We start from the raw sequence: 13144 nt of genomic DNA, 5'->3' as shown, positions 1-13144 counted from the left end.
GGCTCAAGACAGGGGCGGGGAAGGCCACGCCGCCTCATGGACCAGAATATTTCGTGCTGCGTCCACCACGTCATCAATCATATAGCCAATTCCCGATTTATTAACCAACCGGACTGTTCATCGTTATCGCCGCCAATCACAGCGGAGCATGCATTGCAACTAAGCCGCATGAGGAACTTGTTAGGACTGCGAGTTGAAACTTTGCCAAGCTTGACAGTTATGCTATTTCTGGACTGGGGGATGTGGATTCGCATTGCCTATGGAGGTGGCTCTTGTACCCAGAGGCATCAGGCGTCGGCACAGAGAGTGAGGGGCCTTCCTCGAGCGATGGTCCTCGTGCCGGCGAAGGGCTTCTCGCCGACCTTTTGGCGAACACGACCGAACTTTTGTCGTTCTATGACCGCGACTTCCAACTGACGCACCACGCGGCTGTGCTCAAAGGCATGTATGGAGGCGCCGTGGCGCCCGGCGCTGCCATCTGGGAGATCTACCCGAGCTTCCTCGATTCGAGGTTTCGCGACGAATTTCTTCGGGTGTTCCAGGGCGGCACTCCGGCAAACATCGACCTGCCGGGGTCACCGGGCAAAGCGCCCCGATCCGTTTTCGTCTTCGGCACTGCGAATGGCGTGGGAATCATCGAATCAAGGGGGCGCGGCGGGCGGAGCGCCGCGGAGGAGCAAGAGCATGTAACTCTGCTCCACCAGGCGACGCACGACGTGCTGACCGGGCTGCAGAACCGCCGGCGATTCGGCGACCGGCTGCAACTTGCACTGGCGGCCGCCGGCGGAGCAAAACCCAAGGCTGCCCTGCTGCAAATCGACCTCGACGATTTCAAAGCGGTCAACGACACGCTCGGCCATGGAGCGGGCGACACGCTTCTCCAGCTCGCGGCGGGTCGTATCCGCGACGCGCTGCAGGACGGCGAATCCGCGTACCGGTATGCCGGCGATGAATTCGCCGTCATCCAACTGGGAAAGGACCAGCCCGCGGAAGCCGAGCGCCTTGCGGGATCGCTGGTCGACGCGTTCAAGGAGCCGTTCGTCATCAACGGCATTTCCGTCTTCGTCGGCTCGAGTATCGGAATTGCTTTCGGGCCGGAGCACGGGACCGATGGCGAGCAGCTGATGAAAGCCGCCGACATTGCTCTTTACGCAGCCAAGACGGATGGCCGCGGCTGCGCTCGAACGTTCAACCGTTCGATGCTGCTCTTGCTCGAGCAGCGCGAGAATCTGAGGCGCAGGCTTCGAACCGCGCTGGAACGGGACGAACTTTATCTGGAGTATCAGCCGCTCATTCGGTCTCCCGCGTCGGTGACCGGTTTCGAAGCGCTGCTCCGGTGGCGGCACCCGGAGATCGGGATCATTCCACCCAGCGTGTTCATACCGATCGCCGAGGCCGACGGCCTGATGGACGAGATCGGACGATGGGTGCTCGAGGAAGCCTGTCGCCAGGCGTTGACGTGGCCCTCCTCGCTGACAGTCGCAGTGAACCTGTCGCCGGCCCAGTTCCTTAGCGGTTCGCTGACGGATACAGTCGCTCAGATCATCGATGCGGTTGGAATCCGAGCAGACCGGCTTGAACTCGAGATAACCGAGACGGTCCTCCTCGAGAAGACGATCGACAATATCGACACGTTAAATACCCTGAACGTCTTGGGAATACGAATATCGCTCGACGATTTTGGAACATACTATTCTTCGTTGAGCTACCTAAAGAACTTTCCTTTCGACACATTGAAGATAGATCAGTACTTCATTGCCGACCTGGATACCGATCTCAAAAGCCAAACAATCGTGCGATCGATCATAAATCTGGCGCACGGCCTGGGAATAAGCGTCACAGCCGAGGGAGTCGAGACGTCGGCACAGGCCCGGTGGCTGATCAAGGAGAATTGCGATAGCCTGCAAGGTAATTTCCTGGGACGGCCGCTCGGAGCCGAGGCAACCGGCAATTTCATCAGACGGTCCCCGTTGAGGGTGGTACGAACGATGGAGGAAGCAAATCGGGCGGTTTAGCGCCTTGCACCCTTTGTTAACCTTGAAGTGGAGATTTGTGGAAGCGATCGAGGCGGATACCGCGCAATTCATCGAGTCGGTGCAAGAGTGACTTAATCACGGCGCGCGGCGAAATTTTCGCCGCGGGGCTCAGTACTGATGGAACAAGGGGAGGATGCCGATGGAACCTGTTCATCATGAGCTGGCTGGCGAGCCGACTTTTGCGCCCATGATCCAGATCGAGATGGAAATCAAAACGTTCGTCTCCGCATGGAGACACTGCGATTATGTCTCGACATACATGGCCCGGATGATCAGTCAAAACAGGTCCGACTCGGTCCGGCATTCAAATCTCTTTTCCTCTGCCTTCAACGAATTGCTGGAAGTCGCGTTTCGTAGCCGCCATGGCGACGGCGAGCTGGCATGTAGGGTGTCCCGCCATGGCGCGACGGACAGGATCGAGTTGACATTCCCCTGTGTCCCGGAGGAGCGCCAATTCTACGAAGAAGCCATGTCGCAAGCCACGGGAACCGAGGCCAGGGAGCGCTACCTCAATTCCGTGTCCGGGGATCTTGCGCCCAGTCGGGAGATCGTGCTCCTGGAACTGGCTGTCGACTACAATGCGATACTCAGGGTCGAGGAAGCCGACGGGAATGCTATCAGGCTCGTCGTGGATCTTCCGCTCGAGGGCCTGCGACATTGAGCCCTTACGACCTTCTCCCACGCTTCAAGGCGCAATACGACGCCAACAACCAGGAGTTCTCCATATCGGGAGTGGTCCGGCCTCAGGCGATCGATGAGCTTGGGCCCAGCATAGCATTGCTTCGTGGCGCGATCGACCGCGTGCGCGGCGTTCTCTACGTCAATGTCAGACGTCTCACGCAGATGAATAACGCTGCATTTCATGCCTTTTCAAGGATCATCATTGACGCTTGCCGCGCTCGACCCGATCTCAAATTCGTGGTCATCACGTCAAGCGTCGTCGGATGGACCTCGCGAAAATTCGGTCGCTTGAGCGGAATCGAACCGAACATAACGATCGAGGAATATGACAGCGAATTCTATCCGGGACAGGGCTTCCTCGAGGAGGGCGGATTCGTACCTATCCTGCGCTCACAGACAAAGATGACCTGGCGCCACGAGCGCGCAATCTTGCCCCGACACGGCATGAGGCAGGGGATCGTCATGGCCGACATCTGTTGCGGGATCGGTGATTTCGCCGTGCTCGTGCAGAAGGAATTCCAGCCAGCGCGGATCGTCGCCCTCGACCACTCCAAATCGAGCCTGGATTATGCTCGACAGGTGATGCGGGAGTTCGATATCCGGGGCATCGAATATACCTATGGCGATGCGTCCGAGATGCTGCTCGACGAAGCGCAGTTCGACCTGGTGACCTGCCGGCATTCCCTTCAGATCTTCAATCGGCCTGAACTCATCCTCAAGGAGCTCTACCGCGTATGCAAGCCGGGCGGTCGGGTCTACATCACCAACGAGAAGAATTCGCATTGCCTCGGCGAGCCGCGCGCCGAAAGCATTCGCTGGACCTACAACGAGGTGGCGAAGCTGTTCGGGCATTTCGAGATGGACGTCGAGCTTGGGCCCAAGAGCCGGCGCTATCTCATGGAAGCCGGATTCGAAGACATCCGTGTCGAGACCTTCATGGTCACTAACCTGGACGGCGATCCGCAGGATTTCGCTGATATCATTGCGGCCTGGGCGGATGTCTATGCGGGCGAGATGGCGACCAGACGCGGCGACGGACCAGAGTTCGTCGCACGGTTCCGGCAGGGCTTCCAGGACCACATTTTCGCAGCGCTCCACCCCAAGGGTTACGCGGGTTGGCCGATCTGGGTCGCATCGGGGCGACGGCCGCAATGAAAGCCGACAATGAGCCCGCCCCGCGCTTCGGCCTGCGCTCCTTTCGGGCAAAATTCGTATTGGTCGTTGGCGGCGCCGTATTGTTCGACCTCCTGCTGAGCGGTGGCCTGGCGCTTTGGAACGTTCAGAAGCTGTCGCGCGATGCCACATCGGAAGTCGGTGAGGGCCTGACGACCGCAAACCAGGAATACATTCGATCCTATGCCGAATCGACGGCGTTGAGCGTCGACCTGCTGCTCGATCGGGTTCATGGGGACGTCAAGGCGCTGGCCGGCGTGCTGCAGGCCCAGATCGACGATCCGACGAGGCAGCAACAGGTTGGAGCGACGCTGTCGCATGAGGCGCCCGGCTCCGTGAAGGTCGTCTACGACGCGCGGGGCGATTGGGCGCAGAATCTGCCGGGCGCGCCTTCGGTGGTAAGCGTTTGGGGCTACCTGCTGGGTGCCGACCACACTCCGCTGCCGGGCGTTCAGAAGGAAATAGACGACAGCACCGTGATCGATCTCGTCGCGCCAACTCTCATGGCCAGCGGGTCGTCCAAACTGCAGATGTACTATATTGGTCCAAAAGAACGGCCGATCTTCAGGACAGTGCCGTATACGAACCAGGCACAGACCTTCGACCGGCTCTATCCAGGCCACAACAAGTCGGAATTCTGGGAGTTCTTTTTTCCGGGGATCTATGGGTCATGGCAGCAGTGGGCCAGGGATCCGGCGTCGCGTCCGGTCCCTGACGACATTACCCAGACTGCGCCTTACACCGATGCAATCACGGGAAAGCTGATCGTCAGCTTTTTCCAGCCGCTGTGGACGCGCGAGCGCTCCGGTATCGCCGGTACGGCGGGAGCAGACATCACTCTCGACCAGCTCGCGGAAGTCGTCGAAAGGGTGAAGATCGCCGAAACCGGGTTCGGCTTCCTCACGATGTCGACTGGCAACGTGGTGGCGATCAATCCGTCGGGCCAGGCGATCATCGGCCTGACTTCATCGAACGACGCGGGCACGCAGGGCGTCACCGGCCTGGAGAGGTCCTTGCGGGGAAGTGTGCAGCCGGCAATCGCGTCACTGCCTCTCGACCAGAACAATGACGGCGTCATTCAGCATATCATGCTCGACAACAAGGGCGAGCGCGTACCCTACATCGTCGTCCTCAAGAGATTGAAGCCGACCAATCTGTGGAGTTCGGGACCGATCAAGTCCGAAACGATGTCGGTCGGGATCGTCGTCCCCGAACGGGAGATCTATGCGTCCTTGTTCGCGGCGCAGGAGAGTATTTCGCGCGCAACCAATCGTATCCTGCTCTTTCAGATGGGTGCGATCATCGTTTCGCTTCTGATTGTTTTCGCGGCTGTGCTCGGAATTTCGAAGCGGATCACCGCCGGCCTCAGGGCGCTTGCCGGTGCCGCCCAGCGGCTCCAGACCAAGGACTATTCAGTCCGCGTGAGCATTCCGACGCGTGACGAAGTTGGAGCGGCGGGGATCGCTTTCAACCGGATGGCTGAGCAGATCAGCTTTCACACCGAAAACCTCGAGCAACTCGTCGACGAACGCACCAGGGAGCTCGGGGACGCCAATCAGGAGATTTCCGCACTCAACGAAAAGCTACGGGACGAGAACGTCCGCCTCGGCGCCGAGCTCGCGGTTGCCAGGCAGATCCAGATGATGGTCCTGCCGAAACAATTCGAACTCGAAGCGATTCCGGGACTGGAGATCGCAGCCTACATGCGGCCGGCCGACGAGGTCGGCGGTGACTACTACGACGTCCTGCAGAATGGGTCACGGGTCAAGATCGGCATCGGCGACGTGACCGGTCATGGTCTCGAAAGCGGCGTTTTGATGCTGATGGTCCAATCCGTTGCACGCGCGCTGCAGGAGACCAACGAGCGGAATCCGCACCAGTTCCTGGACCGGCTGAACAGAGCGATCTACAAGAACATCGAGCGGACGAAGACCGATAAGCATCTCTCGCTGGCCTTCCTCGACTTCGAGGATGAGCGCGTAACGCTATCCGGTCAGCATGAGGACGTGCTCATCGTGCGCGCTGACGGGGAAGTCGAACGCATCGATACGCTTGATCTGGGTCTGCCGGTTGGCCTTGAGAATGACATCTCGAAGTTCATCGACACGCGTGACATCCCGTTCGAGAGTGGCGACGTGATCGTGCTGCACACCGATGGTGTGACCGAGGCGGAGGATCAGGACAAAAGGCTGTTCGGGTTCGAGCGCCTCTGCCAGAGCGCACGAAAACGTCAGGGCGGGAGCGCCGAGGAAATCAAAACCGGGATCGTCGAGGATCTGATGGCCCATATCGGAATCCAGAAGATCCACGACGACATCACCCTCGTGATCATAAGGCACACCTAGGCAATGACAACGCTGTTCGGGACCCCTGACATTGCAATCGGGATGATGGAAAGCGTCAGTCGCGTGCGGCTGTTCGACGGACCTCTCGACTTGAGCTGGCGTCATTGTGCCACGACGTCGGACTTCATCGCCGATCTTTTCGCTTTGCGCTTTCAGGCGTCCCGCAATGACTACAGAGAAGTGCGGCACTCCATCGGATATCTGGTCAACGAGCTCATCGAAAATGCCGTCAAGTTCCGCGCGCCGGGTGAGATCGTGATAGAGACGTCGATGGATTCGGAGTGCTTCAAGATCAAGGTGTCGAATGACGTCGACGGTGAAAACGCGTCCGGGTTCCAAAGCCTCCTGGCGGACATCACGGTTGGCGACCCCAGGGACCTGCTGATACAGCGAATTGAAGCGAATGCCGCGAACCCCGACGTGTCAGGCTCCGGACTCGGATTGCTGACGTTGATGAGCGACTATGGCGCACGCCTGGCCTGGATATTCAGCCCGACCGACGAAAGCGATCGGATTTGCCTGGAGACATACGCCTCCATTCCGATCTCGCAAACGCACAACTAGAAGAAACGAACCAGGCCATGGAAATCAAGACAGACGACTACCGCGTGTGGATTGAAGGAAGCGATATTTTTTTCGACGGCGCCATGCGGCTCGCGAGTTCCGAGGCCGGTGCGCCTATTACGGCTTTGGCAACCAGCGTCCTTGCCTCGAATCCCGCTTCCATTACGCTCAATCTGAAGGACCTTCACTTTCTCAACTCTTCCGGCATCAACCTGCTGGCGAAATTCACCATCGAGGTGCGCAAACATCCCGATGTTCGACTCGTCGTGCGTGGAACGCCCGACATACCCTGGCAATCGAAATCATTGCCGAACCTGAAGAAGCTGCATCCCGCCCTGGTGCTTTTGATGGACTAAGGTCGCCCGAAATCAGCCTACGACGCACCGAGTGAGATATGTACTCCATGACAAGTATTTGGATGCGAAGGTAACGACAATTCGGCCTGGTGCGCAGATGCTGGCAATTGCCCGGCGGGGGCTCGGCACAGGCGGCAGGCGTCCATGTTGGGGGGATGTCGGGCTGCCTGTGCCGATTAGCCGCCGCTGCGCGATCAAAGGTGGCGTCATTGAGTAAGCGTGCCAAGGTGACCGGCGGCCGGCTGGAGTTCATTCCGCCGCAGATCCCGACTCGGGTCGAGGAGCCGCCCCGAGACGAGGGATGGGTTCACGAGGTCAATCTCGATGGCTACCGCACGCAGATCATCATCGATAAAGGCAGCGTGCGCCTTTACAGCAAGAACGGCCGTGACTGGACCACCAAATATTGGCCCATCGCGCTGGCTGTCGAGCTGCCATGCCGGGCCGCCATTATCGACGGCGATGTCATTGTGCCAGACGAGCAGAGCGCTCACGATTACCCTTCGCTGGAAGCCGCGATCTGGAACGAACCGAACCGGCTCGCGTTCGTCGCGTTCGACATCCTCCATCTGGACGGTCGCAATCTAGTCTCCTTGCCCCTGCTGCAGCGCAAGCAGGCGCTATGGCAACTGGTTGAGCACGGCCTCGGCAAGATCCAGTACAGCGAGCATTTCGAGAGCAGTGCGCCAGCGATCTTTCGCGCCATCGAGAATGTGGGGCTCAAGAGCATCATCTCGAAGCGCGCCGACAGCAGCTACACGAGCGGACCATCGAACACATGGTTGAAGGCCAAATACTTCGAGGAAGCCGATTTCTGAGCATCGACGACGCTTCTGGCGCAACCGCGGCCTCAGCGCCGGCACCAGCAATGTCCTCGAGCAGGAGGTCGTGCGCGAGAAGCAAGCAGTTCAAACCTACGCCGCTTTCTGCTTGAATACTTTCGACATCCCGCTGGAGCACCACCCCATCTCAAACGATCCTTTCGCCCCCTTGCGGCAACGCTTCCTTGCCCGATGCGCCGATCAGCTCGGGCAGCTGAAGGTCATCGCATGTGAGGGCGGTCCTTTGCCCCGCGGGGCGGGCGATCCGCTGGTCAGGATAGCGCACTCGCTGGCGGGTGCGGCGGGGACATTCGGCTTTCCGGATATCGGCGCGCGGGCGTCGGCGCTGGAAACGCTGCTGATCGAACAGCCGGATGAAGGAGCCGCCCAAGCCGCGCTCGATGCGCTCATCGCGGAGATTGAGCAAACGCTGAAATGAAGCGGGCGTTATTTCTTCGCACCGGACAGGCCAGTCCTGGTCATTTCGCCCCAGCTCTGGTCGGCCCGCAGATATTGCCACCAGCCCTTCACGCGCCAGAAATTGTTGAGCTGGCGGTAGCCGAAATTCTCGATCACCGCCACCGCCGTCAGCACCGCCAGGTCCCTGGCGCGCGGAAAACGCTGCAGCTCGGCCTCTTCGAGGACCAGTGAGCACACGCTGACGCAGACGCCATAGGTGAAGATGAGCGAGGTGAAGGCCAGCAGATACTCGGTCGACAGGATGCCGAGCAGCCAGAATGCCGGGATCAGGATGTAGCCCAGCACCTCCGCTACCGGCCCTAGCACATCGACAATCAATATGTGGCCGAAGCCCAGGAATCCGACGCGGCCATAGCGCGGGTTGAAGAGCATGGCGCGGTGGCGGAAGAAGCACTCGAGCGCGCCGCGCTGCCAGCGCGTGCGCTGCCGTGCGAGCACGCTCAGTGTTTCCGGCGCCTCGGTCCAGCACACCGGCTCCGGAATGAACTGGATGCGGTATTTGCGCCCGGCATCTCTCATGTGGCGGTGCAGCTTGATGACGAGGTCGAGGTCCTCGCCCATCGAGCCCATGGTGAAGCCGCCCACCGCCACCACCTCCGTGCGGCGGAACATGCCGAAGGCGCCGGACACCAGCATCAGCGTGTTGATGTGGCTCCAGGCCAGCCGGGCCATGAGAAAGGCCCTTAGATATTCGACGACCTGGAGCAACGGCAGCAAGCGGTTGGGCAGGTGGATCTCGCGCACCCTGCCGGCTTCGATCCTCGATCCGTTGGCGATGCGGATCGTACCGCCGACGGCGATGGTGCGCTCGGGGTCGTCGATGAAGGGCTGGGCGGCGCGCATCAGCGCGTCGGGCTCGAGGATGGAATCGCCGTCGATCACGCAGAAAAGCGGCGCGCGGCAGACATTGATGCCGGCATTCTGGGCATCGGCCTTGCCGCCGTTTTCCTTGTCGACCACGAACAGCCGCTCGGTCATTGGCGAGGAATAGAGGCCGCGGATCGGCTTGTGCGCCAGCGCCTCCTCATAAGGCCGATGGAATTTCACCAGCTTGAAGGCCCCGATCAGGCGCTGCAGCGTCTGGTCCTTTGAGCCGTCGTTGATGACGATCACCTCGAAATTTGGATACTCGAGCGCCAGCATCGAATGGACGCTCTCGACCACGTTCAATTCCTCATTATAGGCGGGTACGAGGAGCGCGATCGGCGGCGCGACATCGCCATAGCGGTGCCACAGCAGCGCCGAGCGCGCGACCGGCGGGCGCTTGGAAAGCGCGTAGGCGGCAATAATGAGTTGCAACAGATAGATCGTCGTCTGCGCCAGCCCCGCCCCGATGATGAACCAGGACAGGATGGAAGCGGCCAGAACGATCTCGTGGCTCCAGTCGGACATCATGCGGCCGGCCCCTCGGCAAGGATGAGCGAGGCGGTGCGCTGGCTGCGCGAGACCTCGCTCGCAGCGATGTCGCGCAGCAGCCGTTCTCCCGGCTGGCCAAACGAGCGCAGGGCGTTGGCGGCGGCATAGCGCACGGTCCACGCCTCATCGTCCATCAGCGCGGAGAGCGGCGCGGCGAGCCCGGCGAGCCCGAGGCGGCCGGCGGCATCGGCGGCGGCGGCGCGCACGTCCCAGTCGCCGTTGGCCATCGCGCTTGCCAGGATGGCAGGCGCCTCGGCGTGCCCGGTGAGGCCCAGCGCGCGCAGCGCCGCGGCGGCGACCTCGGGCGATTGATCACCGGTGGCGCGGGCGAAGAAATCGGCGAAATGGAACCCGGCGGCACGAGCCAGCGCGTCGATCGCGGCCGCCCGGATGAAGGGCACCGCGTCGGTGCGCGCGGCATGATCCCTGAGCTCCTCGAAGCGCGCCGGCGGAAAGCGCCTGAACAACTCGATCAGGCGCCGCGAGCGCTGTCCCACCACGCCGACCTTGCCCAGTGCGATATCGAGCGGCGGCAGGCTGCCGAGATCGCAGAGCGCGATGGCGGCGGCGATCCTCACCTCGCGCGAACGGTCACGGTCGAGCGCCGAAAGCAGGCTCGCCACCGCGTTTTCCGAACGCAGCGCCGCAAGCATCTCGGCCGCGTGGATGCGCTCGGCGCCGTTGCCTTTTTCCAGCTGGCTGCCGACAAGCGCCGGCAGGCCGCATTCGTTGAAGGCGGCAAGGACGTCGTCATACTCCTCGCCGCGAAGCAGCGAAATGAACTCGAAGCCGGCATTGATCGCCACGCCCGCCGGCACCGCGAGCACCACCACCTTCAAGGCCTCGCGGTCCCGGTTTTCGGTGAAGGCGATCAGTGCTGTGTGAAGCTGGCGCCGCTGATCGATCTGCACCCTGCCTCGGCGTTCCTGCAGCACCCGCCGGACGATCAGGAACAGCATGATCACCAGGGAAACGGCGCTGAGCAAAATGGAAAGATCCCAGACGTACCACATGATCAGAACCGCGCGGTCAGGCCGAGCCCGAATATGCTTCGGTCGAATGTCGGGCGTTGCTCATGTGCGATACTGGCGCGGACCGTCAGCGGATCGTTGACGTCCCAGGAGATGCCGCCGAAGACGGTGCGCGTCGGCACCAGCGTGCCGTCGGAGATTTCGGGGGCGTCCGCATAGCCGCCGAACAGGTTGAAGCGCTGCGTCACCGCAAGGTCGACCCTAAGCACATAGCCGTCCGCGCGCGTGCCGATATCGTCGGCCGCATGCACCCAGCGGGCGGAAAGCCCCAGGCGGCCGTCGAAGATATAGCCCTGCACCCAGGGCGAGACGCTGGTGACGTTTGTGTTGGTGAAATTGTCGTAGCGGGTGTCGATGTTGAGCGACAAAGGGCCGAACGCCTTCGCCGCCGCCATGACCTGCAAGGACGCGCCGGCGCCGATCGCATAGCGCGCCAGGAAATCGGCATCCGGCGTCGCCGCGGCGAGCGCATAGGCGGAGAAGGCAGGCGAGAAGGCCTCGTCGATGCGGCCCTCGATCTGAACGTCGGTACGGCCGAAGCGGGTTGCCACGCGGGTGCGGCCTGAAATCGTCGTGCGCGGCGACAGCCGATAAGCAAGGCCAGCCGAGCTGTCGGTCCAGTCGCTCAGCCCGTTGGTGAGATCGCTCACCTCGGTGCCAAGGTCGAGCCGCCATCTGCGCGGGGGCGGCACGGCCAGTCGTTGCTCGATGTCGGAAGAGCCGGGCTCGATGGCGAGCGCCTCTCTGTAGGCCTGGCGCGCTGCATCGTCGTCGCCTAGGGCGCGGCGCACATCGCCGATCCCCACCAGCGCCTCGGCATTGCGCGAATCGATCGCAAGCACGCGCTGGAACGACTGTCCGGCCCGCGTGTAGTCGGCCTCGAGCAGGGCGACCTTGGCATCGAGGTCGAGCGCCTCCACATTGTCCGGCGACGAGGCCAACACGTCATCGACCAGCGCGCGGGCGCCCGGCACGTCGCCCTGCCAAATCGCCAGGCGGATCTTGCCGATCCGCGCGTCGAGAAGGCCGGGTTTTATGGCCAGCGCCCGGTCGAAGAAATGCCCGGCTTCGTCGAACCGCTGGCTGGAGCCCAGGATAAGGCCAAGGGCAACCAAGATGTCGGTGTTCTTCGGCGCCAGCCCAAGCGCGCGGCGATAGACCTTCTCCGCTTCGGGCAGCTTTCCCGCTGTTCGCAACCGTCGACCTTGCTCCATCAGGCCGGCGACGGGATCGGGCCGTGGTTTCGCCCTCGGCGCCGCCGCCGACGCCTTCCTCGCCTCACCGCCGGCGGCCTGCATGGCCTTGCGGATGTTCTCCACAAGCGCGGCGGCGTCGGTGTTGCCGGGCTGGGCGCGCGCCACCGATTCGGCGAGCGGCAGCGCGGCATCCAGATTGCCGGAACGGAACTCGATCTCGGCCAGGCCAAAGCTTGCATCTTGATAGGCCGGAGCAAGGGAAAGCGCCTTGGAAAAGGCGTCGTGCGCCGCCGCCAGATCGTTGCGGCCGAGTTCGGCGAAACCGAGCTGAACCAGGGCGTCGGCATTGTCGGGTTTGAGCGCGAGTGCGCGCCGAAGCAGATCCACCGCCTCGTCGAAATGCCGGGCCTGCCTGGCTTTCACGGCGGACGCGTAGAGCTCATCGACCGTCTGCGCAAGCACCGCACCAGGAGTGGCCGCGATTGCCAGGATCAGGCATGCGGCAAGCGCTGCGCGCCGGCTGCGCCTCATCAGCGTTTCCCAGTCTTGCGCGCGATCAGACGCGCCAGCCGGGCCAGCAGTTCCTCGGGGATGAATGGCTTTACCAGATAGTCGTCGGCTCCCTTCTCGAGGGCCGAGACGATGTCCCTTTCGGCCTTGCGGGCGGTCAGCATCACCACCGGCGTGTCCGACAGGACCGGGTCGCCCTTGAGGCGAGCCAACACCTCCAGGCCGTCGGCCTTGGGCATCATCGCATCGAGCACGATGATATCGGGTCCGTCCTGTTCCGCCTTCGCCAGTGCCTCGGCACCGTCCACTGCCGTGATGACCTCGTATCCCTTCGCCCTCAGCCTGAATTCCATCAGTTCAAGCAACAGGGGATCATCATCGCAGATCAGAACTCTTGCCTTCGCTCCATTCACCTGTCCGGCTCCGGTTCACGCCTCGTTGCCCCCCGGAGTGATCAACTCATGAACCGACATCCGCCAATGTGGTCCATGCCAACGCCGGTGCGGGTCTCCCGCGCCGGCCGATGCCGCGCAAT

General features: G+C 61.9%; 12 protein-coding genes. 8 read left to right on the top strand and 4 right to left on the bottom strand.

Annotated features, from left to right (window positions below; genetic code table 11):
* Window positions 1–365 precede the first annotated feature (365 nt).
* The 8 genes from CK226_RS21200 to CK226_RS21165 all read left to right on the top strand — a co-directional run bounded on the left by CK226_RS21200 (window position 366) and on the right by CK226_RS21165 (window position 8415).
* Window positions 366–2015 (top strand): bifunctional diguanylate cyclase/phosphodiesterase, encoded by a 1650-nt coding sequence (locus tag CK226_RS21200; RefSeq protein ID WP_095775872.1) that lies wholly within the window; start codon window positions 366–368, stop codon window positions 2013–2015.
* A gap of 160 nt (window positions 2016–2175) precedes the next feature.
* A complete protein-coding gene (locus CK226_RS21195) occupies window positions 2176–2697 on the top strand; it encodes a ubiquinone biosynthesis methyltransferase UbiE (protein WP_095775921.1) in 522 nt (173 codons plus the stop codon).
* Window positions 2694–3872, top strand: coding sequence for a class I SAM-dependent methyltransferase (locus tag CK226_RS21190; RefSeq protein ID WP_095789203.1), 1179 nt, complete (start codon window positions 2694–2696; stop codon window positions 3870–3872). The genes CK226_RS21195 and CK226_RS21190 overlap by 4 nt, the downstream gene beginning before the upstream one ends.
* Window positions 3869–6235 carry a SpoIIE family protein phosphatase gene (locus tag CK226_RS21185; RefSeq protein ID WP_095792997.1) on the top strand — a complete coding sequence of 789 codons (2367 nt, stop codon included), beginning with the start codon at window positions 3869–3871 and terminating at the stop codon, window positions 6233–6235. Before CK226_RS21190 ends, CK226_RS21185 begins: the two co-directional genes overlap by 4 nt.
* 3 nt (window positions 6236–6238) lie before the next feature.
* Window positions 6239–6799: an ATP-binding protein gene (locus tag CK226_RS21180; RefSeq protein WP_179296002.1), complete on the top strand. Its 561-nt coding sequence runs from the start codon at window positions 6239–6241 to the stop codon at window positions 6797–6799.
* A gap of 17 nt (window positions 6800–6816) precedes the next feature.
* Window positions 6817–7155, top strand: coding sequence for a hypothetical protein (locus tag CK226_RS21175; RefSeq protein ID WP_095775874.1), 339 nt, complete (start codon window positions 6817–6819; stop codon window positions 7153–7155).
* Between the two features lie 200 nt (window positions 7156–7355).
* Window positions 7356–7973 carry a DNA ligase gene (locus CK226_RS21170; RefSeq protein ID WP_245318376.1) on the top strand — a complete coding sequence of 206 codons (618 nt, stop codon included), beginning with the start codon at window positions 7356–7358 and terminating at the stop codon, window positions 7971–7973.
* A gap of 70 nt (window positions 7974–8043) precedes the next feature.
* Window positions 8044–8415 carry an Hpt domain-containing protein gene (locus CK226_RS21165; protein ID WP_095775876.1) on the top strand — a complete coding sequence of 124 codons (372 nt, stop codon included), beginning with the start codon at window positions 8044–8046 and terminating at the stop codon, window positions 8413–8415.
* Between the two features lie 8 nt (window positions 8416–8423).
* Here CK226_RS21165 and CK226_RS21160 read toward each other — a convergent pair whose 3' ends face one another.
* From CK226_RS21160 to CK226_RS21145, 4 genes are read right to left on the bottom strand one after another with little or no spacing between them, the layout of a single operon-like run.
* A complete protein-coding gene (locus CK226_RS21160) occupies window positions 8424–9851 on the bottom strand; it encodes a glycosyltransferase family 2 protein (protein WP_179301103.1) in 1428 nt (475 codons plus the stop codon).
* Window positions 9848–10885: a HEAT repeat domain-containing protein gene (locus CK226_RS21155; protein WP_095775877.1), complete on the bottom strand. Its 1038-nt coding sequence runs from the start codon at window positions 10883–10885 to the stop codon at window positions 9848–9850. The genes CK226_RS21160 and CK226_RS21155 overlap by 4 nt, the downstream gene beginning before the upstream one ends.
* Before the next feature lie 2 nt (window positions 10886–10887).
* A complete protein-coding gene (locus tag CK226_RS21150; RefSeq protein ID WP_095792963.1) occupies window positions 10888–12630 on the bottom strand; it encodes a YaiO family outer membrane beta-barrel protein in 1743 nt (580 codons plus the stop codon).
* Entirely contained in the window at window positions 12630–13022 is a 393-nt protein-coding gene (locus tag CK226_RS21145) for a response regulator (RefSeq protein ID WP_095775879.1), read from the bottom strand. The genes CK226_RS21150 and CK226_RS21145 overlap by 1 nt, the downstream gene beginning before the upstream one ends.
* Between the last annotated feature and the right edge of the window lie 122 nt (window positions 13023–13144).

It is taken from the genome of Mesorhizobium sp. WSM4311 (assembly GCF_002295115.1).
Classification (GTDB): Bacteria; Pseudomonadota; Alphaproteobacteria; order Rhizobiales; family Rhizobiaceae; genus Mesorhizobium.
The sequence above is the reverse complement of the archived record's forward strand: the minus strand, read 5'-3'. Positions and strand labels throughout refer to the sequence as shown.